General features: G+C 65.9%; 21 protein-coding genes and 2 pseudogenes. 8 read left to right on the top strand and 15 right to left on the bottom strand.

The genetic code is table 11. The features are described 5' to 3' along the window. Positions 1–163 precede the first annotated feature (163 nt). Positions 164–1,063, bottom strand: a complete 900-nt coding sequence (locus ADT71_RS29570) for a DMT family transporter (protein ID WP_054442294.1) — start codon at positions 1,061–1,063, stop codon at positions 164–166. Positions 1,064–1,254: 191 nt separating this feature from the next. Here ADT71_RS29570 and ADT71_RS29575 point away from each other — a divergent pair, with 191 nt between their 5' ends. Further along, complete coding sequence (locus ADT71_RS29575; protein WP_231636315.1) at positions 1,255–2,718, top strand: L,D-transpeptidase family protein; 1,464 nt, start codon at positions 1,255–1,257, stop codon at positions 2,716–2,718. A gap of 138 nt (positions 2,719–2,856) precedes the next feature. Next, positions 2,857–3,138 (top strand): hypothetical protein, encoded by a 282-nt coding sequence (locus tag ADT71_RS29580; RefSeq protein WP_054442236.1) that lies wholly within the window; start codon positions 2,857–2,859, stop codon positions 3,136–3,138. 67 nt (positions 3,139–3,205) lie between these two features. Here ADT71_RS29580 and ADT71_RS29585 read toward each other — a convergent pair whose 3' ends face one another. Beyond that, positions 3,206–3,658 carry a YaiI/YqxD family protein gene (locus ADT71_RS29585; RefSeq protein WP_197283158.1) on the bottom strand — a complete coding sequence of 151 codons (453 nt, stop codon included), beginning with the start codon at positions 3,656–3,658 and terminating at the stop codon, positions 3,206–3,208. Between the two features lie 92 nt (positions 3,659–3,750). On the opposite strand from ADT71_RS29585, the gene ADT71_RS29590 reads away from it, so the two are divergent. Next, complete coding sequence (locus ADT71_RS29590) at positions 3,751–4,401, top strand: glutathione S-transferase family protein (protein ID WP_054442296.1); 651 nt, start codon at positions 3,751–3,753, stop codon at positions 4,399–4,401. 13 nt (positions 4,402–4,414) lie between these two features. Here the strand turns inward: ADT71_RS29590 and recQ are convergent, their stop codons facing one another. Next, complete coding sequence (recQ, locus tag ADT71_RS29595) at positions 4,415–6,247, bottom strand: DNA helicase RecQ (RefSeq protein ID WP_369818369.1); 1,833 nt, start codon at positions 6,245–6,247, stop codon at positions 4,415–4,417. Between the two features lie 108 nt (positions 6,248–6,355). Here recQ and ADT71_RS29600 point away from each other — a divergent pair, with 108 nt between their 5' ends. Then, positions 6,356–7,210, top strand: coding sequence for an SDR family NAD(P)-dependent oxidoreductase (locus ADT71_RS29600; RefSeq protein WP_054442237.1), 855 nt, complete (start codon positions 6,356–6,358; stop codon positions 7,208–7,210). Positions 7,211–7,212: 2 nt separating this feature from the next. Here ADT71_RS29600 and ADT71_RS29605 read toward each other — a convergent pair whose 3' ends face one another. From ADT71_RS29605 to ADT71_RS29630, 6 genes and pseudogenes are all read right to left on the bottom strand, one after another. Then, the gene (locus ADT71_RS29605; RefSeq protein ID WP_054442238.1) at positions 7,213–8,400 is read right to left on the bottom strand and encodes a cation:proton antiporter; all 1,188 of its coding nucleotides are present in this window, start codon (positions 8,398–8,400) and stop codon (positions 7,213–7,215) included. 141 nt (positions 8,401–8,541) lie between these two features. Further along, positions 8,542–11,226 (bottom strand): annotated as a pseudogene (gene metH, locus ADT71_RS29610) (methionine synthase). 36 nt (positions 11,227–11,262) lie between these two features. Beyond that, positions 11,263–11,790, bottom strand: coding sequence for a GNAT family N-acetyltransferase (locus tag ADT71_RS29615; protein ID WP_054442239.1), 528 nt, complete (start codon positions 11,788–11,790; stop codon positions 11,263–11,265). Between the two features lie 4 nt (positions 11,791–11,794). Continuing rightward, a pseudogene (locus ADT71_RS29620) lies at positions 11,795–12,840 on the bottom strand (homocysteine S-methyltransferase family protein). Between the two features lie 97 nt (positions 12,841–12,937). Next, positions 12,938–13,840 carry a methylenetetrahydrofolate reductase [NAD(P)H] gene (gene metF, locus ADT71_RS29625; RefSeq protein ID WP_054442240.1) on the bottom strand — a complete coding sequence of 301 codons (903 nt, stop codon included), beginning with the start codon at positions 13,838–13,840 and terminating at the stop codon, positions 12,938–12,940. Next, on the bottom strand, positions 13,837–14,859 hold the full coding sequence (locus ADT71_RS29630) for a metalloregulator ArsR/SmtB family transcription factor (protein ID WP_054442241.1): 1,023 nt from the start codon (positions 14,857–14,859) through the stop codon (positions 13,837–13,839). The genes metF and ADT71_RS29630 overlap by 4 nt, the downstream gene beginning before the upstream one ends. A gap of 168 nt (positions 14,860–15,027) precedes the next feature. Between ADT71_RS29630 and ADT71_RS32485 the strand changes: the two genes are divergently transcribed. Together ADT71_RS32485 and ADT71_RS29635 are read left to right on the top strand one after the other, a co-directional pair. Beyond that, positions 15,028–15,201: a hypothetical protein gene (locus tag ADT71_RS32485; RefSeq protein WP_021232409.1), complete on the top strand. Its 174-nt coding sequence runs from the start codon at positions 15,028–15,030 to the stop codon at positions 15,199–15,201. A 187-nt stretch (positions 15,202–15,388) separates the two neighbouring features. Further along, positions 15,389–17,044, top strand: a complete 1,656-nt coding sequence (locus ADT71_RS29635; protein ID WP_054442242.1) for an NAD+ synthase — start codon at positions 15,389–15,391, stop codon at positions 17,042–17,044. On the opposite strand, the gene ADT71_RS29640 is transcribed toward ADT71_RS29635, so the two are convergent. Next, positions 17,041–17,469 carry a YbaY family lipoprotein gene (locus tag ADT71_RS29640; protein ID WP_165913179.1) on the bottom strand — a complete coding sequence of 143 codons (429 nt, stop codon included), beginning with the start codon at positions 17,467–17,469 and terminating at the stop codon, positions 17,041–17,043. The two genes, ADT71_RS29635 and ADT71_RS29640, sit on opposite strands and share 4 nt — an antisense overlap. A 109-nt stretch (positions 17,470–17,578) precedes the next feature. On the opposite strand from ADT71_RS29640, the gene ADT71_RS29645 reads away from it, so the two are divergent. Both ADT71_RS29645 and gltX read left to right on the top strand, forming a co-directional pair. Then, a complete protein-coding gene (locus tag ADT71_RS29645; protein ID WP_054442299.1) occupies positions 17,579–18,748 on the top strand; it encodes a benzoate/H(+) symporter BenE family transporter in 1,170 nt (389 codons plus the stop codon). 32 nt (positions 18,749–18,780) lie between these two features. After that, positions 18,781–20,115: a glutamate--tRNA ligase gene (gltX, locus tag ADT71_RS29650; RefSeq protein WP_054442243.1), complete on the top strand. Its 1,335-nt coding sequence runs from the start codon at positions 18,781–18,783 to the stop codon at positions 20,113–20,115. Positions 20,116–20,179: 64 nt separating this feature from the next. Here gltX and ADT71_RS29655 read toward each other — a convergent pair whose 3' ends face one another. From ADT71_RS29655 to lgt, 5 genes are all read right to left on the bottom strand, one after another. Continuing rightward, positions 20,180–20,962, bottom strand: a complete 783-nt coding sequence (locus ADT71_RS29655; RefSeq protein ID WP_054442244.1) for a 3-hydroxybutyrate dehydrogenase — start codon at positions 20,960–20,962, stop codon at positions 20,180–20,182. Continuing rightward, a complete protein-coding gene (locus ADT71_RS29660; RefSeq protein WP_054442300.1) occupies positions 20,959–22,131 on the bottom strand; it encodes a patatin-like phospholipase family protein in 1,173 nt (390 codons plus the stop codon). Before ADT71_RS29660 ends, ADT71_RS29655 begins: the two co-directional genes overlap by 4 nt. 87 nt (positions 22,132–22,218) lie before the next feature. Beyond that, positions 22,219–22,764 carry a DUF2306 domain-containing protein gene (locus ADT71_RS29665; RefSeq protein WP_082370632.1) on the bottom strand — a complete coding sequence of 182 codons (546 nt, stop codon included), beginning with the start codon at positions 22,762–22,764 and terminating at the stop codon, positions 22,219–22,221. Between the two features lie 22 nt (positions 22,765–22,786). Further along, positions 22,787–23,842, bottom strand: coding sequence for a class I SAM-dependent methyltransferase (locus ADT71_RS29670; protein ID WP_054442245.1), 1,056 nt, complete (start codon positions 23,840–23,842; stop codon positions 22,787–22,789). 25 nt (positions 23,843–23,867) lie between these two features. Next, positions 23,868–24,767 carry a prolipoprotein diacylglyceryl transferase gene (gene lgt, locus ADT71_RS29675; RefSeq protein WP_054442302.1) on the bottom strand — a complete coding sequence of 300 codons (900 nt, stop codon included), beginning with the start codon at positions 24,765–24,767 and terminating at the stop codon, positions 23,868–23,870. Positions 24,768–24,925: the final 158 nt, after the last annotated feature.

Consider the following 24,925-nt stretch of genomic DNA (forward strand, 5'->3'; position numbering starts at 1 on the left):
ATTATCCCCTTCTGTATGGAGCGTGCCACGTGAAGAGCGGCTATTCCGAAACCCACTAGCCCAGGTTCCGAAAATCATCGCCGTGCTGCATCGCGACAAGCGGATTCTTCGGCCCCGCCGATGCGCGTTCGCGGCCCTCAGGTCAAGGGGGCGTGCGTGGTGACTAGGACTCGACTTTTGCGTTTCTTGCACCTGTCCAGCAGCCGATCATGATGAGAATCGTCCCGGCAACGGTGGAGACATCAAGTCGCTCCCCGAACATCAGCCAGCCCAGCAGGGCGGCCCAGAAGAAGCCGGTATATTCGATCGGCAGCAGCACTTGCGTCTCGGCACGGGCATAGCCCCAGGACAGGAACAGCAGGGCACTTGTCGCCAGCGCCGCTCCGGCAAGGATGAGAACCAGGCTCCGCCCATCCGGCACGACCGCGAACCAGGGCGAAAAAGCCAGGAAAATCAGCGTAACGAGCAGGTTCTGGAACTGCGCGATCTCCACCGGCCCTGCCAGCAGCGCCTGTTTGCGCTGGAGAACGAGGTTGATCGCATAGAACACGGCGGAGAGCAGGATCGCGGTCGTGCCCTCTATCGCCTCGTTCGAATAGCTCCCCGCGCCGAAGCGTCCGGCGCCGATCACCAGCACGCCCAGAATGCCCAGCAGCGAGGCGACGATGGCGCGGCGGCGGATCGTCTCCCCCAGCAGGATCGCGGCGAAATAGAGCGCGATGATCGGCGAGACGAAGGAAATCGCGATTCCCTCGGCCATAGGAATTCGTACCAGGCCATAGAAAAACAGCGCAGCCATCGCCGAAGTGATCGCCGCGCGCAGGGCGTGGACCTTCAGTACCGCGCGCGAGGGTACCGGGCGGCCCGCGACGAGCCAGAGCGGAAGGGTGAGGATCGTGCCGAAGAGATTGCGCAGCAGCAGCGCGGTAAACACGCCGATCGCGATGGAGGCGCCCTTGATCGCGGCGTCCATCGCGCTGAACGTGGCGATCCCCGCAATCACCGCAAGCACCGGCAGGACTGAGGGACGATGGTCCGAAAGGGGGGCTGCGGCTGTACTCATCAGGCCCTGCCTGTCGCCGGGCGCAAGCCTCCAGGCAAGCAATTCATCGCAGCGACAGGCGAAATCCTTGATGTAGGCCTTATATAGGGGCAAAGCGGGGACTATCGGCAGCCGTCTTCACATGGCTGCGTTTCCTCCTTGCATCACACACGCATCACTACGGGCAGGTTCAGATCACAATGGCGAGTTTCATGAGGTTCGGTTGCAGCGTGCTGGCGGTCATCGCGGCGACGGGTCTCGCAGCGGAGCCGGCCCTGGCCCAGAAGGCGGATTCCGCCAAGACGGATACGGCAACGAAGAAGAAGACCGTGTCGACGCCGACCTCGATCCTGCCGACCACGCAGGCGACCCCGGCCGTGCCGTCTTCCGCTTCCACGAAGCCGGTCTCGCGCCCGGCCGTGCAGCCGGTCATCCAGCCCAGCGCGGTTCCCACTGCCATTCCGACGGTGTCCTATCCGGTCGTGCAGGATACGCTGCTGGCGGAGCCGGTGATGTCCTGGTCGGTGGCCGATGCCAAGGCGCTGCTGTCGACCGTGGGGTACATCGGCAAGGAAGGTCTCGTTCCGGCCGATTATCAGCCCGCCGCGCTCAAGGCGGCGATCGCCAAGGGTGAGGGTGACGACCTCGATGCGCTGGCGAGCCGCGTGTTCGGCTGGCTGATCGAGGATCTTCGCGACGGTCGCACGCCGATGAAGTCGCGCGTGCAGTGGTTCGCGGTCGATCCCGACCAGGATCTCATGCCGACCGCCCAGATCATGGCGCAGGCGCTTTCGGAGCATGACGTGGCGGGCGTCGTCGACAAGCTGGCCCCGACCAATCCCGACTATGCCGCGCTCAAGGCCGATCTCAACGCCACCCCCATGGCGAACAAGGCGCGCCGCGCGCTGATCCAGGCCAATATGGACCGCTGGCGCTGGCTCGCCCGCGACCTTGGCGACGTGTACCTGATGACCAACATTCCGGAGTTCCAGCTCCGCCTCGTGGTCCGCAACAAGATCATCCGCAGCTACAAGACCGTGGTCGGCAAGCCCGGCCGCACGGCGACGCCGCAGCTCGCCGAAACGGTGAGCGCGGTGGTCTTCAACCCGACCTGGACGGTGCCGCAATCCATCGTGAAGGGTGAAGGCCTCGGCGCGAAGGTGCTGAACAACCCGACCTGGGCGCGCAATGCGGGCTACAAGGCCACCAAGAACGGCGACGGCACCATCACCGTGGTCCAGCAGCCCGGTGCCAACAACTCGCTTGGCCTGATGAAGATCGACATGCCCAACCCGCACGCGATCTATCTGCACGACACGCCGTCGAAGCAGTATTTCAACTCGGACGTGCGCGCCTTCAGCCATGGCTGCATCCGCACCGAGCGCGCGGTGGAACTGGGCATGACGATGGCCATTCTCGGCGCCAAGAAGAGCGCCACCGAAGCTGCCGAAATCTCGCGTTCCGGCACTTATACCAAGGTCGAGATGACCCGGACGTTCCCGGTCTACCTGACCTACTTCACATATGCCCGCTCGATCGATGGGCAGCTGAAGCCGTTCAACGATCTCTACGAACGCGACAAGCCGGTGCTCGACAGTTTCCTCGCCCCGCGCCAGATCAAGACCACCCAGCGCGCGAGCGAGGAAGAGATCATCAAGCTCGACAACCCGCTTTAAAAAGTGCGGGTTTCGCCTTGGTAACGGCGAAACGGGCCGGACGGAGGTAACGCGCAGGCGATTGCCGGTGCTCCGGCCTTGCCTCGCCCGATCGGGGTAGCCACCTAGGCGAACGATGTTTGCCGAGGAATCCCGATCATGAGCGAGAACACCGACCGCATCGGCGAGGCGACCTCCCGGATCGTCGAGCTCGAAGCCGAACTCGAAGCTTCGGGCACCACCACCCGCGCCGAGGCCGAACTGGTTCGCGCCAAGGCGCTGCTGCACGAATGGGTCGATAGTGTGGTGGCCGTGGTCGCCACGCCCGGCGTCGGCCGCGCGGTGCTGATTCACGATAACGGCACGGAATCGCGCATCGCCTCGCCAGAGCTGCCGTTCCGGCTGGCCGTGCCGGTTTCCTTCGAACGGCGGGAAAATTAGGTCGCAGGCGGCCTCCACCCGTGAGGCGCTGACGTGCGAGCATGAGCTCGGGATTAGGGAGGGGCGCTCAGCCTCTCCGCAAAAGCCTGACCACCACCTGATCGAGGCTTGAAAGATACCGGGAACGGTCCGTCTTGCTGAACGGCGGCGGGCCGCCGATGGCATCGCCGCCGGCGCGCAGGTCGGCCATGATCGCGCGGGTGGCGATGGCGCTGCCGATCGAGGAGGTGGTGAAGGGCTTTCCGTTCGGCGCCACGACTTGCGCCCCCAGCTTCAGGCAGCGGTCCGCCAGCAGGATATCGGCGGTGATGACGACGGTGCCCGGCCCGGTGTTCTCGGCGATCCAGTCGTCGGCGGCGTCGAAGGCATCGCTCACCACCTTGCGGGAGATGAGCGGACTTTGCGGCACCCGGATCGGGCTGTTGCTGACAACCACCACTGGCACTTTGTAGCGCGCGGCGACACGGTAGGTTTCGTCCTTCACCGGGCAGGCGTCGGCATCGATCAATATGCGGATCATCGCGGCCCCATAACCCAACTCGGCGCAAATGACGAACCCGGTTGCCGAAATTGCGCTCGCGGCCCATCATGCCGGTGAACGGGAGAGCCGCCATGCCGCAGCCTACGATCACCGCTTTTGCCCAGTCGCCCGATCGCGGCAGGGGCCTCGCCCGCGATATGGCGGTGCGCTGGGCGCTGGAGGAAGTGGGCCAGCCCTACGCCGTGCGCCTCGTCTCTTTCGAGGAAATGAAGCAGCCGGATCACCGCTCGCGCCATCCTTTCGGGCAGATCCCGACCTATGAGCAAGGCGATCTCGCGCTGTTCGAATCCGGGGCCATCGTCCTGCATATCGCGCAGAGCCATCCGGGCTTGTTGCCGGAAGGTGGAGACGCGCGGATGCGGGCGGTTATGTGGATCTTCGCCGCCCTCAGCACGGTCGAACCGGTGATCGTCCAGCGCTCCGAGGTCCTGCTGTTCGAGCGTGAGCGCCCCTGGTACGAAACGCGCCGCGCTTCCATCGAACAGCGTATCGAGGCGCGGCTGGCGGAACTCGCCGTGCGTCTCGGCACGTCGGAGTGGCTGGAAGGCGAATTCAGCGCGGGCGACCTGATGATGGTGCAGGTGCTGCGGCGGCTCGGCGGATCGGATGTGCTGGCCGCCAACGAAACCGTGCTTGCCTATGTGGCGCGCGGCGAGGCGCGTCCGGCCTTCCAGCGCGCCTTCGCCGCCCAGCTTGCGGTGTTCGAACAAGCGAAGGCCTGAGGGCGCTGGGCCTTCAGTGCTGGCGGATCACCGCCAGGAAAGCCTCGCCATAAGCTTCGAGCTTGCGCGCGCCGATGCCGCCGATTTCACCAAGCTGCGCCAGTGAAGACGGGCGCGCGGTGGCCATTTCGCGCAAGGTGGCGTCGTGGAACACGACATAGGGCGGAACCCCTGCTTCCTGCGCAAGGTCGCGGCGGAGCGTGCGCAGGGCATCGAACAGCGGATCGCCCACCGGGTTGGCGCCGCTGTCCGCCCCGCCTTTGCCGCCGCGCTTCTTCTTTTCGCGCTTGGGCGGAACGACGATCATCACCGCGGCTTCGCCCTTGAGGATTTCCCGCGCATCTCCGCCCAGGGACAGGCCGCCATGCTCGGTCGGCAGGAGGCTGCCGCGGGCCTGCAGGGCGCGGGCGAGCGGCTTGAGCAGCGGTTGCTCGTCCGCCGTCAGGATGCCGAAGACCGAGAGCTGGTCATGCCCGCGTTGCAGCACGCGGTCGTCGCTCATGCCCAGCAGCACTTTTTCAAGATGGCCGAGGCCGTAGCTCTGCCCGGTACGATAGACCGTGGAGAGGAGCTTTCGCGCCAGCTCGGATACATCGATCACGCCGGCCGGCTCGAGGCAGTTGTCGCAATTGCCACAGGACGAGGCGGGTGTTTCGCCGAAGTGGCGCAGCAGCACGGCGCGGCGGCATTCGGCGGTTTCCACGAGCCCTGCGAGCGCATCGAGGCGCTGGCGTTCGCTTTGCAGGCGGTGCGGTTCGATCTCGGACAGACGCTGGCGGGCGCGGGCGAAATCGTCGGCCCCCCAGAACATCACCGCGACCGAGGGATCGCCGTCGCGCCCGGCACGGCCGGTTTCCTGGTAATAGGCCTCGATCGACTTGGGGATGCCGGCGTGGGCGACGAAGCGCACGTCGGGCTTGTCGATACCCATGCCGAAAGCCACCGTGGCAACCATCACCATGTCTTCCGAGGCCACGAAAGCCGCCTGGTTGCGGGCGCGGACTTCGGGGTCGAGCCCGGCGTGATAGGGCAGCACGCGCCGCCCGGTGGCGGATGCGAGGGTTTCTGCCAGTTGCTCGACGCGGGCTCGGGTGGGCGCATAGACGATGCCGGGGCCGGGGTTCTCGTCCATGACCGCCTTGATCTGCCGCATCGCGCTTTCGCGGGGGCGGATCGTGTAGCGGATGTTGGGACGGTCGAACCCGGCAACGATCAGTCCTTCGTCGGGAATGCCGAGCTGGGCGAGGATGTCGGTGCGGGTATGGTGGTCTGCCGTGGCCGTCAGCGCGAGGCGCGGCACGTCCGGGAAAGCGTCGAGCAGCGGTCGCAGCAGGCGATAGTCTGGCCGGAAGTCATGGCCCCATTCGGACACGCAGTGTGCTTCGTCGATGGCGAAGAGGGCGACGCGCGACTGTTCCAGAAGCTCGCGGAAATGCGGCTGGCTGGCACGTTCGGGGGCGATGTAGAGCAGGTCCAGCTCACCGGCGCGGAAGCGGTCCATGGTGAGGCCGCGATCGGTGTCGGCGCTGGTGAGCGTGGCGGCGCGGATGCCGTTGGCGCGGGCCGAGCGAAGCTGGTCGTGCATGAGCGCGATCAGCGGGGACACGACCACGCAGGTCCCGTCCAGCATGACCGCAGGAAGCTGGTAGGTCAGCGACTTGCCCGCGCCTGTGGGCATGACGGCCAGGGTCGAGCGGCCGGAAAGCGCGCGCATGACGACCTGATCCTGCACCCCGCGGAAGGCGTTGAAGCCGAAGGTTGCATGAAGCGCTTCGTGAGCATCAGGCAGGAGATCGGCGAGAAGGTCAGCGTCTGGCACGGGGCGCTTATGGCAGAGCATGGGCATGTCTGAAAACCGCCGAACCGATGATTTCCTCCGTTTCCGCGCCAAAGCTTGCGGTTTGGCCGCCCGGGTAGTGGAAATGGCGGCAATGAATGGAGAGGATTGGCAGGCATGACCAAACGCGTGGCGGTAGTGACGGGCGCAAGTTCGGGCATCGGGCTGGAGACGGCACGGGCCCTGGCGAAGCAGGGGTTCCGGGTGATCGGCGTGGGCCGCGATCCGCAGCGATGTGCGGCGGCCGAGGCAGACCTTGCAGCTGATGGCGGCGAGATCGAGATGCTGCGCGCCGATCTCTCGTTGCTGGCCGAAGTCGACCGGCTGGCGGATGCGATCGCGCAGAAGGTCGATTCCATCGATGTACTGGTCAACAACGCGGGCGGCATGGCGCGCGAACAGGCGCTGACGGCCGAGGGTTTCGAGGCGAATTACGCCGCCAATTTCATCGGGCCTTTCGCGCTGACCGCCCGCTTGCTGCCGCTCCTGCGCAAGGCTGCGGCAGATGCGCTGGAGGGCAGTGTCAGGATCGTCAACACCGCCTCGGATGGCAGCGAGATGATCCCCGCCATCAATCTTGCCGACTTGCAGAACCTCGGCAACTGGAGCCCGGGCGCGGCCTACTGCAGCGGGAAGCTCGCCAATGTGCTTCATGCCCGCGCGCTGGCGCCCCGGCTGGCGGCGGATGCTGTCGTGGCCCATTCGGTCCATCCCGGTACGGTCGGCAGCAATTTCTTCTCGCATACGCCGGACAGCGTGCAGGCGGCCTACGGCGATGCGCCGAAGCTGACGCCGGTGCAGGGGGCGGATACGGTGATCTGGCTGGCGACGGCGGAAGAGCCGGGCCGGTCGAGCGGCGGCTACTGGTTCGAACGCGCGCCGCGGAAGCCCAATCCGCTGGTCGAGGATCAGGCTTTCGTCGAGGCGTTCTGGCAGGCGGCGGAAGCGCTGGCCGGAAGGGCGGGTGTCTAGACCTAGTCGCTGGCGGCCAGCCGGGCGAGGCGGGGTTTGACGATGGGCACGGTCAGCATCGTGCTCATCACCGCCATCAGCAGCAGGGCGGTGAAGGTCTCCGGGGTGACGATCTTCTTGTCCAGCAGGACGTTGACGAAGATGATCATGATGAGCGCCTTGGTCTGGAGCATCCAGCCGATCACGCTCGCTTCGCCCTTCTTCCAGCCCAGCAGCTTTCCGGCGAGGTGAATGCCCGCCAGCTTGCCGACGACCGAGGCGACCAGGAACAGGATCGCTGCACCGATCACCATCGCCCCGCCCATTCCCCAGTTGGTCCGCAGGCCGGTGCTGAGGAAGAACACCGGCATCACGGTCAGCAGCAGGAATTCGCGGAACAGGTCGAGTTTCTCGCGGCTGAACCAGCCGGCGTCCAGCACGACGCCGGCAAGGAAGGCGCCGACCATGAAGTGCAGTCCGGACCAGTCCGCCGCGAAGCCGACGAGTGCCAGCCAGATCAGCGCCACATACCAGCGGTCCTGTTCGCCGAGGCGCCTGAACAGCGCGCGGACGGCGAAGGAGGCCACCGCGAAGGCGGCGAGGAACAGGCCCTGCCGGCCGACGCGCTCCCAGTCCACCAGGATCAGCGCCAGCACGCCCCAGATCGCGATATCGTCAAGGCTGGCATAGCGCAGCAGGCGCTGGCCGAGCGGTTCCCGGAAAATGCCGAGCTTTTCCATCAGCAGCACCAGAATCGGCAGGGCGGTGACGGCGCAGGCCATGCCCACGCCGAGCACGGCTTGCGGATAGCTGCCTTCGGGGCCGATCCAGCCGGGCGAACGCAGCAGCAGCGCAGCGGCGAGGGCGCCGAAGGCGAGCGGGGTAAGCAGGGCGCAGGCGGCCGTGAGGGTGGTTTCGCCGCGGTGCTTCCAGGCGTCGCTGAGATCGAGTTCGACTCCGGCGACGAAGACGAACATCATCACCGCCCACCAGGCCACGCCGTTCAGCGCGGTCATGACTTGCGGGTTGAAGACCAGCGCGTGGAAGTCCGGCGCCGCATGGCCGAGCACGCCGGGGCCGAGCAGGATGCCGCCGATGATCTGGACGACGACCAGCGGTGCCCAATGCTCGGTGCGCAGCAGCCGCCACACGAGATATGGCGCCGCGAGGATGATCGTCAGCGCAATCAGGTAGATTTCGGTCGTCCCCATCGGGTGCCCCGTCCCCATTCATTTTTCGTTGGGGCATGGATGCCTTGCCCGGCGGCATTGGGCAATCGGGCTCGATGGGGTTTTTCCGGATTGTAACGAGAGGCACCGCCGCGTCCGGGATGGCGGCGGTGCCTGTCGTAATCAGTCGAGGTTGGGACGCAGCCAGCGCTCGGCGACGGCGAGGTCGACGTCGCGCCGTTCGGCATAGTCTTCGAGCTGGTCGCGGCCGATCCGGGCAACGCCGAAGTACTGGCTTTCCGGGTGGCCGAAATAGAAGCCCGAGACGGCGGCGGTGGGCAGCATCGCCTGGCTTTCGGTCAGCACGATCCCGGCATTGTCCTGCGCCTTGAGCAGGTCGAACAGGATCGGCTTGAGCGAGTGGTCCGGGCAGGCCGGATAGCCGGGCGCGGGCCGGATGCCGCGATATTCCTCGCGGATCAGGGCGACATTGGTGAACTGCTCGTCCGGCGCATAGCCCCACAGTTTCGTGCGGACATGCTGGTGCAGGCGTTCGGCGAAGGCTTCGGCGAAGCGGTCGGCCAGGGCCTTGAGAAGGATGTCCGAATAGTCGTCGTGCGCGGCCTGGAAGCGTTCGAGGTGCGGTTCGATGCCGTGGATGCCGACCGCGAAGCCGCCCAGCCAGTCTCCGGCGGGGTCGACGAAGTCGGACAGGCAGAAGTTGGCCCGTCCCCGGCTCTTCTTCACCTGCTGGCGGAGGAACGGCAGGCGCACGAAGTCAGGGCCTTCGTCCACGCCCTGCTGGATGGCGTCGTAGACGACCTGCGGGTCCATGACGCCGGCGCCGACGATCACATCGTCACCTTGGGTGGCGGCAGGCCAGAAGGCGCAGACGCCCTTGGCGGTCAGCCACTTTTCCTCGACGATCTTCGCAAGCATCGCCTGGGCATCGGCGAAGAGGTTGCGGGCGCTTTCGCCCACGATCTCGTCATCGAGGATGGCCGGGTAGTTGCCCGCCAGTTCCCAGGCGCGGAAGAACGGCGTCCAGTCGAACGTCTCGACGAGTTCGGCAAGATCCCAGTCCGCGAATACGTGGAGGCCGGGTTCCAGCGGAGCGCCCGGCTTCTGCGCGAAATCGGGCGCGAAGGCATTGGCGCGGGCATCGGCGATCGGGAGCAGTTCGCTCTGGCCCTTGCCCTCGCGCGCAATGCGCACCTTTTCGTATTCGTCGGCCACGGAGCTGACGAAAGGCACGCCTGCGTGTCCGACAGGAGCTGCGAGGCGACGCCGACCGCGCGGCTGGCGTCGAGGACGTGGATCACGGGGCCCTTGTAGGCGGGATCGATGCGCAGGGCGGTGTGGACCTTGGACGTGGTGGCGCCGCCGATCAGCAGCGGGATATCCATCCCGGCGCGCTGCATTTCCTCGGCCACGGTCACCATCTCGTCGAGCGAGGGGGTGATGAGGCCGGAAAGGCCGATGATGTCGGCATCGTTCTCGTTGGCGGATTCGAGGATCTTGCTCCACGGCACCATCACGCCGAGGTCGATCACTTCGTAGCCGTTGCACTGGAGCACGACGCCGACGATGTTCTTGCCGATGTCATGCACGTCGCCCTTGACGGTGGCCATGATGATGCGGCCCTTGGCCTTGGCGCCCGCGTCCTTTTCCGCCTCGATGAAGGGGATCAAGTGGGCCACGGCCTTCTTCATCACGCGGGCCGACTTCACGACCTGGGGCAGGAACATCTTGCCCGAGCCGAACAGGTCGCCGACGACGTTCATGCCGCCCATCAGCGGGCCTTCGATAACCTCGATCGGTCGTCCGCCCGCTGCGGCGATGGCGGCGCGCGCTTCCTCGGTATCCTCGACCACATAGGCATCGATGCCGCGCACGAGGGCATGCTCGATGCGCTTGGTCACGTCCCAGCCGCGCCATTCCTCGGCGGCCTTTTCCGCGACCTTGTCCTTGCCCTTGTAGCTTTCGGCGAGGTCGATCAGGCGTTCGGTGGAGGTCTTGCCGTCCTCGCCCACGCCGGGGCGGCGCATCATGATGACGTCTTCGCAAGCCTCGCGCAGGGCGGGGTCGATCTGGTCGTAGACGTCGAGCTGGCCCGCATTGACGATGGCCATGTCGAGCCCGGCGGGGATCGCGTGGTAGAGGAACACCGAGTGCATCGCCCGGCGCACCGTCTCGTTGCCGCGGAACGAGAACGAGAGGTTGGAAAGGCCGCCCGAGAAGTGGACGTGGGGGCAGGCCTTGCGGATTTCGACCACCGCCTCGATGAAATCGAGCCCGTAGCGGTCATGCTCCTCGATGCCGGTAGCGACCGCGAAGACGTTGGGGTCGAAGATGATGTCCTCGGGCGGGAAGCCGATGCCGGTCAGCAACTGGTAGGCGCGCGAGCAGATCTCGATCTTGCGTTCGCGGGTGTCGGCCTGGCCGGTCTCGTCGAAGGCCATGACGACCACGGCGGCGCCATAGTCCATGCACTTCTTCGCCTGGGCCAGGAACGGCTCCACGCCTTCCTTCATCGAGATCGAGTTGACGATCGGCTTGCCCGATATGCACTTCAGACCGGCCTCGATCACATCCCACTTGGAACTGTCGATCATCACCGGGACGCGGGCGATATCCGGTTCGGCGGCGATGAGTTTGAGGAAGGTGGTCATGGCCACGACCGCGTCAAGCAGGCCTTCGTCCATGTTGACGTCGATGACCTGCGCACCGTTATCCACCTGCTGGCGCGCGACATCGACGCTTGGCATAGTCGCCCGCCATGATGAGCTTCTTGAACGCGGCCGAGCCGGTGACGTTGGTGCGCTCGCCGATATTGACGAAACGGGCGCCGGAATGAATCGAGGTCATGGTTTGTTGTTCTCGTTGGGACACTGGGCCAGCGAATCAGTTCGCCAAATTTAGCGCGAGCACGAAATCGTCGTAGGTCTTGCCGCCCACGTCGAAAGTCCGGGTGCCGATCGTCTCGAAGCCATGCTTGGCGTAGAAGGCGAGGGCGCGGTGATTGTCGTTCTTCACGCCGAGCAACAGGCGCGAATGGCCCGCCGCCGCGGCATCGCGCACGGTGCGCATCATCGTGCTGGCCATCATGGAACCCTGGAAGCGCGAGAACAGGTAGATGCGCTTGAGTTCCAGATCGCCTTCACGCGCGAGTTCCAGTTCGGGTTCGCAAAGCAGCGCATAGCCGACCGGGGCGTGGCCGGGCTCGACTTCCGTCAGCCAGGCCTTCGCGCCCTGCGCGATATATTTGCGATAGCTGTCGGCAGAGTGCTGCCTGATGCAGTGCGCGACGAGCCCGGCCCCGTCTACCTGGCCCGCGAAGCTTTCGAGGAAGGTCGCCGATGCCACGAGCGAGAGCGCCTCGGCGTCGTCGGCTCCGGCCGGGCGGATGCGCCAGATGGGAAAATCGGTCATGGGATCACACCGCCATGGTGAAAGGTTCAAGGCCGGCGAGGCGCGTCACCGGATCGAGATCGGGCAGGCGGCGCGGGGCCAGCCCGGAGACCTTGCGCGCCATTGCGGCAATGTGGGCCGGCGTGGAGCCGCAACAGCCGCCCAGCACGTTGACCTGGCCGGCAACCGCCCATTCGCCGACATAGCCTGCCGTGGTCTCGGGCATTTCGTCATAAGCGCCCAGTTCGTTGGGCAGGCCGGCATTCGGGTAGATCATGATGAGCGTGTCGGCGAGTTCCGACAGCGTCTTCACATGCGGGCGCAACTGGGTGGCGCCGAACGAGCAGTTGAGCCCGATCGTCACCGGCTTGGCGTGCCGCACCGCGTGCCAGAACGCTTCCACCGTGTGGCCCGAGAGATTGCGGCCCGACAGATCGGTAAGCGTCATCGACATCATGATCGGCACTTCGCGGCCCAGTTCGGCCTCCAGATGGCGCACCGCCATGATCCCGGCCTTGGCGTTCAGCGTGTCGAACACGGTTTCGATCAGGATGAAGTCGGCGCCGCCTTCGACGAGGGCTGCGGCCTGTTCCTTGTAGACATCGACCAGTTCGTCCCAGTCGATCTCGCGGTAGCCCGGGTCGTTGACGTCGGGGCTGAGCGAGAGCGTTTTGTTGGTCGGCCCGATCGCGCCGGCGACGAAGCGCGGGCGTCCGTCCTTTGCCTGATACTCATCCGCCAGACGGCGGGCGAGGCGTGCCGATTCGACGTTGATCTCGCGCACGAGGTGCTCGGCGCCGTAATCGGCCTGGCTGATGCGGTTGGCGGAGAAGGTGTTGGTCTCGGCGATGTCGGCCCCGGCCTCGAAATAGGCGCGGTGGATCGATTCCGGCACCTCGGGCTTGGTCAGCGCGAGGATGTCGTTGTTGCCCTTTTGGTCGTGCGAGAGGCCGAGATTGCTGCGTAATCCGCTTCGCTGAGCTTCCAGCTCTGGATTTCGGTGCCGAAAGCGCCGTCCGTGATGAGGATACGCTTGGCCGCTTCGGCGAGGAACTGTTCTCTGGCAGTCATGGTCGTTGTCCTTCGTCGCCCGGATGCGGGCCCAAAGTTCCCTTGAGGGACCGTTCGCGCGCGCCTTGCTGCACGAACGGTCCGGAAACAAGTCTGCTCAGATGCCGGTCCCGGGGCGCAGGCCCAGGAGCTGACAGATGGCATAGGCCTGCTCGGCGCGGTTGAGCGTGTAGAAATGGAAATCGCGCACGCCGCCTTCGTAAAGCCTGCGGCACAGATCGGCAGCGGCGACGGCGGCGACAAGTGCGCGCGGGCCGGGGCGTTCGTCTAGCCCTTCGAACATCGTTTCCAGCCACGCGGGAATCTCGGTGTTGCCCGACATGCGGCGGATCGCCGTGAAGTTGGTCACCGGCATGATCCCCGGCAGGATCGGCGCGGTGATCCCTGCGGCGAGCACTTTGTCGATGAAGCGGAAGTAGGCGTCCGTCGAGAAGAAGAACTGGGTGATGGCGCGGTTGGCGCCCGCGTCGAGCTTGCGCTTGAGGTTGTCGAGGTCGGCTTCCGCGCTGGTCGCTTCGGGGTGGACTTCGGGATAGGCGGCCACCGAGATGTCGAAGTCATGGCGTGCCTTCAGGCCCGCCACGAGATCGGCGGCGCCGGTGTAGCCTTCGGGGTGCGGGGTGAAGACGCCGCCGCTGCTCGGCGGCGGATCGCCGCGCAGGGCCACGATGTGGCGCACGCCCGCTTCCCAGTACTGGTCCGCGATTTCCGCGATCTCGCCCTTGCCTGCGCCTACGCAGGTGAGGTGCGCGGCGGGAACCAGCTCGGTCTCGCGCACGAGGCGGGCGACGGTGGAATGCGTGCGCTCACGCGTGGAGCCGCCGGCGCCGTACGTCACCGAGACGAAGCTGGGGTCCAGCGGCGCAAGCTGGGTGATCGCATCCCAGAGCTGCTCCTCCATCTTCTCCGACTTGGGCGGGAAGAATTCGAAGGAAACCGAAATGTCGCCCGGCAGGCATCCCAGCAGGGGAGCCTGGACCGGTCGCTGGGCAGAAGTCATGAGTGCGGGGTCTTTCTTTCTTGAGTCTCGGTCTCGCCGGTTTCCGCCATCTCGGCAGCATGGGCGGCGGCAGGAAGACGGCGGGCCGTCCAGATCTTCACGGTAAGCGGGTCGCCCGGCAGCGAGACGGGCGCTTCGGGTGCGAACCCGGCTTCCGCCAGCAGGGTCTCCATCTGCTCGTCGGCAAAACCGAGGCGGGCATGGGCATGGCGCTCGCGCAGTTCCTCGCGGTCGTGCGCGGCAAGATCGACCACGGCGATCCGCCCGCCTTCGCGCGTGACGCGCGCCGCTTCGGCCAGGACCAGGCCGGGCGCCTGTGCATAATGCAGGACCTGATGGAACAGCACGGTGTCGAAGTTCGCAGCTGCGAAAGGCAGCTTCGTGAAATCGCCCTGCACCAGGGAAATCTTGTCCGCTGGCAAAGACTGCAACCGTGCGCGTGCAATTCGCAACATGTCCGGGCTCTTGTCGAGCGCGGTGACGTGCCCCGCCTTGCCCGCCAGAAGTTCGGCCATGCGGCCGGTGCCGGTGCCGACGTCGAGCAGCGCGCCCAGCTTCTGTCGTCCGAAAGCCGTGAGCAGTGCCGATTCGACGGGGCCGTCCGCACCATGAAGCTGGCGCAGCGTGTCCCACTCCTCGGCATGGCTGGCGAAGTAGGCCTGCGCGCTGGCCTCCCGGGCGTCGCGAATCGCCGCAAGCTGGCGGCGATCCTCGTTGCAGCGGGCGGAAAAGGCTGGATCGTCGCGCTCGGCAATAGTGAGGAGCTGGGCGGCTGCGGCCCCTAGCGGCGGCTCGCTCTTCTCCTTCACGGCAGTGCGCAGGAAGACCCAGCTACCTTCCTTGCGGCGCTGCGCGAGGCCGGCGTCGCAGAGAATCTTCACATGACGCGAGACGCGCGGCTGGCTCTGGCCGAGCACCTGCGCAAGCTCCCCGACCGCCAGTTCCATATGCGCCAGCAGACGCATGATGCGCAGGCGCGTCGGCTCCGAAAGAGCCCTCAGGAGGGGGTCGATTTGCATGCGATGGCATATAAAGATATCTTTATATGTGTGCAAGCCCTAGGATTTCTGCGGATTTCAACCCCCATACTTCCCATTTGCGTTGCACCATTGTCTCGTCTAAAGAATGGCACCGCAGGCTTGCCTGCAAGCGTTGGCCTGTGCGCCAAACAATGCAAGGGGATTCGCATGAAGAAGATTGCTTTTGCCGCGTTCGCGTCGGCTGCCGCTCTGTCGCTCGCTGCTTGCGGTGGCGAAAAGCCCACCGAAGCTGCTACCGAGTCGGTTGAGACCCTGCCCGAGGAAACTCTGGCTGCTACCACCGAAGCGGCTACTGAAGAAGCCACCGCGGCTGCCGAGTAATCCGGCAGGGGGCCGCGCACCGACCTTACGGTCTGCCGGCCCCCGGTTGCTTTCCGCCCTTTCAGGGAATCACGGAAAGTCCGTCGAGACGGAAAAAGCCCCTCCCCGACGGGAGGGTTTTTTATTTGTCTCGTTCGTTTTCATCTTTCGTTTGCACCGGCCCGATGCGCGGGGCATCAAATCCGCCATGGCCGATACGCTCCGGATCACGCTGGCGCAGCTCAACCAGTCCGTCGGCGATCTCGACGGCAACGCTGCCGGAGTGCTTGAAGCGCGCACCGCGGCGCAGGGCGCGGACCTTGTGGTCTTTCCCGAACTCCATCTGATCGGTTATCCGCCGGAGGACCTGATCCTCAAGCCGGCGCTGATCGAACGCGCCGCCGCCCGCCTCCAGATGCTGGCCCAAGCCAGTGCATCGGAAGGGCCGGCCATGCTGGTAGGCTCCGCTTTCGTACTCGATGGTGCGCTGCACAACGGGGTTGCGCTGCTCGACCAGGGCAAAGTCGCGGCTGTCCGGCTGAAGCACGAACTTCCCAACTACGGCACGTTCGACGAGATGCGCCTGTTCCAGCCGGGCCCGCTGCCCGAGCCGGTGATTCTGCGGGGGGCAATGATCGGCGTGCCGATCTGCGAGGATATCTGGCGCCCGGAAGTGTGCCGCCACCTCGCCGATTTCGGTGCCGAAATGCTCATCTGCATCAACGGCAGCCCTTACGAAATCAACAAGGATGCGCTGCGCATCGAAGGCGTGGCCAAGCGCCGCGCGGTCGATACCGGCCTTCCGCTCGCCTATCTCAACCGCGTGGGCGGGCAGGACGAACTCGTGTTCGACGGTGCCAGCTTCGTCGTCAACGGCGATGGCGCCGTGGCGGTCCAGATGGCGGACTGGCGGGAACAGGTCGTCCAGACCAACTGGACCCGAACCGCGCAGGGCTGGCGCTGCGACCGGGGGCTGATCGAGGATCTCGCGGTCCATCCCGAGGATATCTACTGCGCGATGGTGCTCGCGCTGCGCGACTATGTGAACCGCAACGGCTTTCCCGGCGTCGTGCTGGGCCTGTCGGGCGGCATCGATTCGGCGCTATGCGCCGCGATCGCGGTCGATGCGCTCGGGGCGGAGAGGGTGTGGGGCGTGATGATGCCATCCCGTTTCACCAGCCGCGCCAGCCTGGACCATGCGGCGGACTGCGCGAAGGCGCTGGGCATACGCTATTCGGTCATGCCGATCGCGGAGGCGGTGAACGGCTTCGATTCGGTGCTGGGCGAATGCTTCGAAGGAACCCGCCGCGACCTTGCGGAGGAAAACCTCCAGTCCCGCATTCGCGGCACCTTGCTGATGGCGCTGTCCAACAAGTTCGGGCCGATGCTCCTGACCACCGGGAACAAGAGCGAGATGAGCGTCGGATTCGCGACCATCTACGGGGACGTGGCCGGTGGCTACAATCCGCTCAAGGACGCCTACAAGACGACGGTCTATGCGCTGGCCCGCTGGCGCAACGGCCATGTTCCGCGCATCGGGATCGGACCGCGCGGGGAGGTGATTCCCCCGGAAGTCCTGGTCAGGGCGCCCAGCGCCGAACTGCGGGCGGACCAGCGCGATTCGGACAGCCTGCCGCCCTACGAAGTGCTGGACCCGATTCTTCTCGGCCTTGTCGATCATGACAAGAGCGTGGAGCAGCTCGTCAACGAGGGGTTCGACCGGGAAACCGTGCGGGAGATGGAGCGCCTGCTTCACCGCGCCGAATACAAGCGGCGCCAGGCCTCACCCGGGGTGAAGCTGACCGCGCGCAATTTCGGCCGCGACCGCCGCTATCCGATCACGCACGCCTTCCGCAGCGCCTAGTTCCGAACGCCCACCAGCATTAGAGAAACCGGCGTTCCGGGCGCGGGCAGGGTTACGCGTGTGTCGGTAATCCACAGCAGCCGCCCGCCCGAATCGGTGATTCTCGCGGACACCGCATAAGTGCCGTTCGGCGCGAGGCGGGCCGGATCGTAGCTGAGGGCGAATGGCAGCGGCACCTGGCGGCCCTCGCTGGCGAATTCGGTTTCGGCGATGACCGTGGCAGGCGCGTCCATGCGGCCGACGTCGGCCAGCGTGACTTTCACGCGGGCGTCGGGCTGCAGGGCGATCCGTTCACGATAGGCGACCGTGCCGTTCAGGGTTTCCATCGAGGCGCTCGCTCCGGCAGGAGGGGATGTCGCCGCGGGGGCGGTGCAGGCAGACATGGCTGCAATCAGGGGCAGAATCAGTCCGGCGCGCATTTTCATGTCGATCCTCCTATCCAGTTCCGAAAGCTTGCCCGAGGGGGACGGCGAGGTAAACCTCGGGCAGGGCGAGGCGTCTTTCCTTCCACGGCAAACCTGCCATAGCGCGAAAATGATTTCCCGACTGCCGCCGCTCGCATCCTGGACTTCCGCCCTTGTCGCCGCTCTGATCGGGTTCGGCGGAACCGTCGCTCTCGTGGTCCAGGCCATGCAGGCGCTCGGGGCCAACGGCGGGCAGGTCGGTTCGGCGGTTACGGCCCTGTGTCTCGGCATTGCCGTGGCGGGGGCGATTCTCTCGCTGTGGATGCGCATGCCGGTGGTGCTCGCGTGGTCGACGCCCGGCGCGGCACTGCTGGCCGCGAGTGACGGGGCCGTTGCATGGCCGGTGGCGACAGGCGCGTTCGTTGCCGCGGCGGGCCTGATGTGCCTGCTCGGCCTGGTTCCCGCACTTGGGCGACTGGCGGCGCGGATACCGGCCTCGGTCGCCTCGGCGATGCTCGCAGGGGTGCTTCTGCCGTTCTGCCTCCAGCTTTTCCGGACGCTGGAAACCGACGCATTGCTGGTCGTGGTCCTGCTGGTGGTCTTCGTGATCGCCCGGCAGAGGTTTCCGCTCTACGCGCTGTTGCTGGTGCTGGTTTCCGGCGTCGCCATCGTGCTGGCGCGCGGGGACGTGGCGGGTTTCGAACCCGGATCGCTGCTCGGCGCGATGGAGCCGGTAACCCCGGCCTTCGATATCAAGGCGGTGGTCAGCATCGGCGTGCCGCTGTTCCTTGTGACGCTGGTATCGCAGAACCTGCCCGGTCTCGTCGTGCTGCGGACGGCGGGCTACACGCCCAGGCCGCAACCGCTGCTGCTGGGGACAGGACTGGCTACGATGGTGCTGGCGCCCTTCGGAGCGCACGGGGTCAACCTCGCGGCGATCACGGCGGCGATCTGCACCAGTTCGGATGCGCACCCCGACCAGGGGCGCCGCTGGATGGTCGGCCTTATCTATGCCGGCTTCTACCTGGCGTTGGCCCTGTTCTCGGCCCCGTTGGTGCAGTTCTTCCTCACCATGCCCCGGACCTCCATCGCCGCTTTCACAGGCATAGCGCTCGTCGCGCCGCTTTCGGGCGCGGTTGAGCACATGCTGGTCGAGAAAACCGAACGGGATGCCGCGATCCTGACTTTCGCCGCGACTGCCTCCGGGGTTTCGGTCCTTGGCATCGGCTCCGCTTTCTGGGGCCTGCTGGCGGGGTTCGCGGCGCTGGCCGCCAAGGCCATGTTCGCGCGCCGCGTTTGACGGCGGAGCGCGCCCGCCGTAACGCGCGGGACATGACCGTTACCCGCTTCGCTCCTTCGCCCACCGGGCACCTCCACGTCGGCAACATCCGCACGGCACTGCACAACTGGCTGCTCGCGAAGCAGGCGGGTGGACGCTTCCTTCTGCGTATCGACGATACCGACGCGGCGCGTTCGAAAGAGGAATATGTAGACGGCATCCGCGCCGATCTCGCCTGGCTCGGTATCGCGTGGAGCGGGGAGGAGCGCCAGTCTGCTCGCGTTGCCCTGTACGAGCGCGAGTTCGAGCGGCTGAAGGCTGCCGGGCGCGTCTATCCCTGCTGGGAGACGCCGCAGGAACTGGAACTGAAGCGCAAGGTCCTGCTCGGCCGTGGGCTACCGCCGATCTACGATCGCGGCGCGCTCAGGCTGACGGAAGAGGAAAAGGCCGCGAGGATCGCTGCGGGGGATCTGCCGCACTGGCGCTTCCTGCTCGATCATGACGAACCGATCGAGTGGGAAGACGGGATTCGCGGCGCCCAGAAGTTCGATCCCGCGCAGATCAGCGATCCGGTGATTCGCCGCGCCGATGGTTCCTGGCTCTACATGCTGCCTTCCGCCATCGACGATGTGGACATGGGCGTGACCCGGATCCTGCGCGGTGAGGATCACGTTTCCAACACCGCGGCGCAGGTCCAGATGTTCACCGCGCTCGGCGCGCCGGTCCCGAGCTTTGCGCACGAGGCGCTGCTGGTCGGCGCCGAGGGCAAGCTGTCCAAGCGTCTCGGCTCGCTGGGCGTCGCGCATTTTCGTGAGGTCGGTATCGAGCCGCAGGCGGTCGTTGCGCTGCTCGCGCGGCTCGGGACGAGCGATCCGGTAGATCCCTCGCTGGACGCCGAGGCCCTCGCAGCGGCGTTCGACCTTTCCCGTTTCGGCCGTGCGCCCGCCCGTTTCGACGAGGCGGAACTGGAGCGTGTCAACGCGGCGATCGTCCATGCGCTGCCATTCGAGGCGGTGTCCGCGCGCCTGCCAGAGGAGATGGACGCCGGGGCATGGGAGACGGTGCGCCCCAACCTCGCACATGTTCACGAGGTGCATGACTGGTGGAAGGTGGTCATCGGCCCCATCGAAGCGCCCGAGTTTTCGGAAGAAGACCGGGCTTTCCTGGCACAGGCAGGCAAGGTTCTGGCGGGGATCGAGTGGAGCGAGGGCGTGTGGAAGATGCTGACCGGCGCGCTCAAGGACGCGACGGGGCGCAAGGGCAAGGCGTTGTTCCTGCCGCTGCGTCTGGCGTTGACGGCCATGGAGCATGGGCCGGACATGGGCGCGCTGCTGCCGCTGATCGGGCGTGATGAGGCTCTGGCGCGGCTGAAAATCGCCGCTGGCTGAGCAAGGGGGAGGCCGGGCAGCAGATGCCCAGCCTCCCGGAATATCGGACCGGAAATCCGCGTCCTTATTCCATGAACCATCCGTGGCTGGCCACCAGAGACTGCCCGGTAAGCGCATTCGTCTGGAAGCCCGCGAAGAACAGCGCCACTTCGGCGATATCGTCAACGGTGGTGAATTCGCCGTCCACGGTCTGTCCAAGCATTACCTTGCTGATCACTTCGTCCTCGGAGATGCCGAGTTCCTTGGCCTGTTCCGGGATCTGCTTGTCCACCAGCGGGGTGCGGACGAAGCCGGGGCAGATCACGTTCGAGCGGACGCCCTTCCTGCCGCCTTCCTTGGCGATCACGCGGGCAAGGCCGAGCAGTCCGTGCTTGGCGGTGACGTAGGCGGACTTGAGCGGGCTCGCTTCCTTCGAATGGACCGAGCCCATGAAGATGATCGAGCCGGACTTCTGCGCATACATGTGCGGCAGCACGGCCTTGGAGGTGAGGAAGGCGCCGTCCAGATGGATGGCCAGCATCTTCTTCCAGTCGGAGAAGGCGAACTGGTCGACAGGATTGACGATCTGGATGCCGGCATTGGAAACGAGCACGTCCACCGTACCCCAGGCTTCCACCACGGCGGCGACTCCCGCGTTCACCTGATCCTCGCTGGTCACGTCCATGGCGACGGCGAGGGTCTCGGTGCCGTACCGGGCCTTGATCTCGTCGGCGGCTTTCTGCGCGGCATCGATGTTGAGGTCGGCGATTGCCACTTTGCCGCCTTCGGAGGCGTACTTGTGGGCGATGGCGTTGCCGATGCCGCTGGCGGCGCCGGTGACGATGCAGGCCTTGTCCTTCAGTTTCATTCACCTACTCCTGGTTGTCCGATCCGGTGCGGGGCTTTGTCCGCAAGGTCGAACGTCATGATTTCGTCAGGCTTGAGATGCCGCCTCGTCCACTCGGGGTGCTCCAGCGAGAATTGGGCGTCGGCCTTTCCGGCTTCCCAATGCTCGGTCACGGTCATGCGCGAGAATTCGTAGTCCTTAGCCATCGTCTCGTACCCGCGGGGGCGGTTGATGAGGTGCATCACCGCCACCGCGCCGGCAGGGCGGCAGCCGAGCAGTCGGTGCAGGTCAGGATCGTCGCGCAGTTCCTCGGGCAGCCTGTGGGCAAGCCGCTGAGCCGCGGCGCGCATTTCCTGGAGTTGCTTCGAGAGGTCCGTGTTGAGACGCGTGCGGCTGGAAAAGCGGATGTCCTTCTCGCGCTGGGCGATATCGGCCATCGTTCGCGGAACCGACCCGCGCGATGGGAAGAGGTCCACCTGGAACACTGTCATCTCGCAGGGGCTGCGATTGTCGAGCACGTACTGCAGCGGCGTGTTGGAGACCAGGCCTCCGTCCCAGTACCATTCGCCGTCGATCTCCACCGGCGGAAAGCCGGGCGGCAGTGCGCCACTGGCCATGATATGCTCGGGGCCGATCCTGCGATCGCTGCTATTGTCGAAATAGGCGAAGTTGCCGGTCATCATGTTGACCGCACCTACCGAAAAGCGGGTTTCCGCCCGGTTGATCCGTTCGAAATCGACCCGATCAAGCAAGGTCTGGCGCAGCGGTGCGGTATCGTAGAAGCTGAGGCGGTCCAGTTCTGCGGGCCACTCGGGCAGCGGTGTGGGCAGGCGCGGGGTGAAGAAGCCGGGCACGCCGAAAGTGGCCGCCCATCCAGCCGAAACCTCGTTGAAGGCGCGGCGGGCGAACCCGTTGCCGATATCCAGCTTGTAGAGCAGCTCGTTGCTCAGCCCTTCCCAGAATGTCCGAAGCTGCGGCACGCGGTCTTCCGGTGCGTTGCCGGCGATGATCGCGGCATTGATCGCACCGATGGAGATGCCGGCGACCCAATCCGGCGCATGGCCTTCGTCGGCAAGAGCCTCGTACACACCGGCCTGGTACGCTCCCAGCGCGCCGCCGCCCTGCAGCACCAGAACCGACTGGTCGCAGCCGAGCTTGTCGTTGAAATCGGTATTTCTGCGGGCGTTCATGGGCAGGGTCCTGCGCATGGGGATGTTGCACCGCAACAGTTGGGGCCAGGCGCGCCGCGTTTCAAGCGCCGGATGCCGTGATATCGATCAGCCGAACAGCCAGTGTCCCAGCAGGCGGTCGAACGGAAAGGTGAAGAAGCCCGCGATCAACAGGGCGCCGGTAATGAGGCCGCGCACGGTGCGGCGGTGCCGGGTGACATTATGGCGACGCGCGGCGAGGACCAGCACCGGGACCATGATGAGCGTGAACACCGAAAGGATATGGATCAGGCTGAAGTGGCCGGGCTTGCCGACATGCACGAAAAAGCTGTCGAGCGCGGTCAGCATCATGGCGGCGGACCAGATATAGCCGATCACGCGGTGCCGCCCGTCGCCGCGCCGCCGCCAGAGCAGCACGGGCGTCAGCACCAGCGCAACGAGGATCGTGGCGAGATGTATCCAGATGACCGCCGGAATGAGCGGCCACTGCGGCATCCCGCGCAGGATCGCCACGCAGATGAAGCCGAGCATGACCAGCGCCAGAGCGCCCAGCGCCCGTTCCAGCCGGTCGGGGCCGCGCAGGTCCTGCACGCTCACGCCCTTTACCTTTTGCCTATCCACTTCCTGAACTACCCCTGCCGTCGCTTCGTTCATGCTCGTCCCCTGTCCGGTCCGGTCAGAACCCTGCGCCTTGCGGCCAGTCCGGCCCGGTCACGCCCATGACCTTGAACAGGGTTCCCATCTCGTCATCCCTGATAAGCCGATCCGTGGCCCGCCGGATAGTCTCTGCGTGTTGCGGTGCAGCGGATGACAGGTTGGCGGCGCGCGTCTCGATCCCCAGCGCGCGCAGGAAATCGCCCTGCGTCACCGTTCCGAGCCAGGCCGCACCTTCATTTCGGGCAATGTCGGCAAGGATCGTGAAATCGACGAGGCAGGTAAGGTCGGCCTCGCCGGGCATGGCGAAGGGATCGACCTTGGTATGCGCGTGGAGCGCCTGAAGCGTGGAGCCGGTGCGGGGCTCGGCATAGCCATAATCTATCAGCAGGGCGGCTCCGCCCTGCGCGGCCATGCGCGTGGCAATCTCGTGCATGACGGCGGCCGCGCCCGGGCAAGTCTCGATCAGGGTGCCTTCGTCCGCCGGTTTTAGCGCGTCCGGCACGGCAGCGTCCATCGGCTTGTCCCCGGCGACGGGACGGAAGCGATCTTCCCCCCAGTCGACCATGCGTTCGCGCCAGCCTTCTGCCGTTTTCACCAGTTGTCGAACCGGCAGCGCGTCGAGGAATTCGTTTCCTACCAGCAGCAGCGGCGCATCGGTGGGCACGCTGGCGAGGTCGTGATGCCACTGCGCATCCGGCACGGCCTCGGCCTGAAGCGCTTTCAGGGCGTTCGAGCTTTCGACGAAGTGGACCTGCGGTTCCAGGCCGACCCGTTTCATCGTGCGCAGCGCGTCGCGCGCCAGGGTGCCGCGCCCGGGGCCGAGTTCCACGTAGTGGACGGGAACCGGGCTGCCCGCGCGCATCCAGATGTCCGCCAGCCACAGTCCGATCAGTTCGCCGAACATCTGGCTGATCTCGGGCGCGGTGATGAAGTCGCCCGCGCTGCCGAGAGGATCCTTGTCGGCATAGTAGCGGGCGTTCGATTCGCCCATGTAGTGCAGCAGCGAGATCGGCCCGTAGCTGCCGATCAGCCGCCGGAAGATCGCGGTGAGCGGCTCGGCATTCGCTTTGGTCATCGTCGGGCGGCCTGGCCGGCGGGGATCAGGCGGTGACCGGGCGAACTGCCGCCAGCGCCGGCTTGGTCAGTGCGCGGGCGACCAGCGCGAGGCCCAGCAGGATCAACGGGATCGTCAGCCACTGGCCCATCGACAGGCCGGTTCGGGTGGTGAAGTCCTGGAGTTGGGCGTCGGGCTGGCGGAAGAATTCCACGGTGAAGCGCGCACAGGCGATGCCGGTGGTGAAGACGCCGACCAGCAGGCCTGGACGGAACCGCGCGCGGGTCTTCCAGAACAGCGTGAGCATGATGACGATCATCAGCAGGCCCTCGAGCCCGGCTTCATAAAGCTGGCTGGGGTGGCGCGGCAGCGGCCCGGCGTCGGGGAAGACCATGGCCCAGGGCAGGTTGGGATCGGTGACGACGCGGCCCCAGAGTTCGCCGTTCACGAAATTCGCGAGGCGGCCGAACATCATGCCGAAGGGCACGCAGACCGAAATGTAGTCTGCCACCCGCAGGAAATCGAGCTGGCCGCGCCAGGAAACCCACGCCATGGCCAGCAGCACGCCGATCAGTCCGCCATGGAAGCTCATGCCGCCGTGCCAGAGCGAGACCAGCGCGCCCGGGTCCGACCAGAGGCTGGGAATGCCGGTGTCGCCGCCCGTATAGAACGTGGCGTAGCCGAGGCGCCCGCCCAGGATGATGCCGATCGTGCAGTAGAAGAACAGGTCGTCGGCATGGCGCTGCGCGAGCGGCGCGCCGGGCGCCTTGATCATCCGCGACAGGTGCCAGTACCCGAGCATGATGCCCGCCAGATAGGCTAGCGAGTACCAGCGCAGTTCGAAGCTGCCGATCCGGAAAAGATAGTTCTTGAGGCCCAGGTTGACCCAATAGATCGGCTGGTGCGCTTCTGCGGCGGCGGTTGCGGCAAGTGCTGTCAGGGACAAGTGCTCGACCTCGTATCTCGTCTTGCCATCGGGCCGGAGCGGCGCCGACGGTGCGTTGCCGGGGCCTTCTGGCATAGCCGGGGGGGCGATGGTAGGCCGGATTTCGGCCCTCCACCCAAAATCGGCAGGCCGAGCGTGCGGATGCTGTTCCCCTCAAG

Source organism: Novosphingobium sp. ST904 (genome assembly GCF_001298105.1).
GTDB lineage: Bacteria > Pseudomonadota > Alphaproteobacteria > Sphingomonadales > Sphingomonadaceae > Novosphingobium.

What these genes read in the sequence shown, in the direction of transcription:
- ADT71_RS29660 (WP_054442300.1), bottom strand. Translation starts at nt 22,131, where the DNA reads ATGAACGCCCGCAGAAATACCGATTTCAACGACAAGCTCGGCTGCGAC.
- ADT71_RS29635 (WP_054442242.1), top strand. Translation starts at nt 15,389, where the DNA reads ATGGCCGATACGCTCCGGATCACGCTGGCGCAGCTCAACCAGTCCGTC.
- ADT71_RS29605 (WP_054442238.1), bottom strand. Translation starts at nt 8,400, where the DNA reads ATGGGGACGACCGAAATCTACCTGATTGCGCTGACGATCATCCTCGCG.
- metF (WP_054442240.1), bottom strand. Translation starts at nt 13,840, where the DNA reads ATGACTTCTGCCCAGCGACCGGTCCAGGCTCCCCTGCTGGGATGCCTG.
- ADT71_RS29615 (WP_054442239.1), bottom strand. Translation starts at nt 11,790, where the DNA reads ATGACCGATTTTCCCATCTGGCGCATCCGCCCGGCCGGAGCCGACGAC.
- ADT71_RS29670 (WP_054442245.1), bottom strand. Translation starts at nt 23,842, where the DNA reads ATGACCAAAGCGAATGCCGAGCCGCTCACCGCGATCTTCCGGCGGCTG.
- ADT71_RS29645 (WP_054442299.1), top strand. Translation starts at nt 17,579, where the DNA reads ATGATTTCCCGACTGCCGCCGCTCGCATCCTGGACTTCCGCCCTTGTC.
- ADT71_RS29590 (WP_054442296.1), top strand. Translation starts at nt 3,751, where the DNA reads ATGCCGCAGCCTACGATCACCGCTTTTGCCCAGTCGCCCGATCGCGGC.
- ADT71_RS29580 (WP_054442236.1), top strand. Translation starts at nt 2,857, where the DNA reads ATGAGCGAGAACACCGACCGCATCGGCGAGGCGACCTCCCGGATCGTC.
- ADT71_RS29575 (WP_231636315.1), top strand. Translation starts at nt 1,255, where the DNA reads ATGAGGTTCGGTTGCAGCGTGCTGGCGGTCATCGCGGCGACGGGTCTC.
- ADT71_RS29640 (WP_165913179.1), bottom strand. Translation starts at nt 17,469, where the DNA reads ATGAAAATGCGCGCCGGACTGATTCTGCCCCTGATTGCAGCCATGTCT.
- ADT71_RS29655 (WP_054442244.1), bottom strand. Translation starts at nt 20,962, where the DNA reads ATGAAACTGAAGGACAAGGCCTGCATCGTCACCGGCGCCGCCAGCGGC.
- ADT71_RS32485 (WP_021232409.1), top strand. Translation starts at nt 15,028, where the DNA reads ATGAAGAAGATTGCTTTTGCCGCGTTCGCGTCGGCTGCCGCTCTGTCG.
- gltX (WP_054442243.1), top strand. Translation starts at nt 18,781, where the DNA reads ATGACCGTTACCCGCTTCGCTCCTTCGCCCACCGGGCACCTCCACGTC.
- ADT71_RS29630 (WP_054442241.1), bottom strand. Translation starts at nt 14,859, where the DNA reads ATGCAAATCGACCCCCTCCTGAGGGCTCTTTCGGAGCCGACGCGCCTG.
- ADT71_RS29570 (WP_054442294.1), bottom strand. Translation starts at nt 1,063, where the DNA reads ATGAGTACAGCCGCAGCCCCCCTTTCGGACCATCGTCCCTCAGTCCTG.
- ADT71_RS29585 (WP_197283158.1), bottom strand. Translation starts at nt 3,658, where the DNA reads ATGATCCGCATATTGATCGATGCCGACGCCTGCCCGGTGAAGGACGAA.
- ADT71_RS29600 (WP_054442237.1), top strand. Translation starts at nt 6,356, where the DNA reads ATGACCAAACGCGTGGCGGTAGTGACGGGCGCAAGTTCGGGCATCGGG.
- recQ (WP_369818369.1), bottom strand. Translation starts at nt 6,247, where the DNA reads ATGCCCATGCTCTGCCATAAGCGCCCCGTGCCAGACGCTGACCTTCTC.
- ADT71_RS29665 (WP_082370632.1), bottom strand. Translation starts at nt 22,764, where the DNA reads ATGAACGAAGCGACGGCAGGGGTAGTTCAGGAAGTGGATAGGCAAAAG.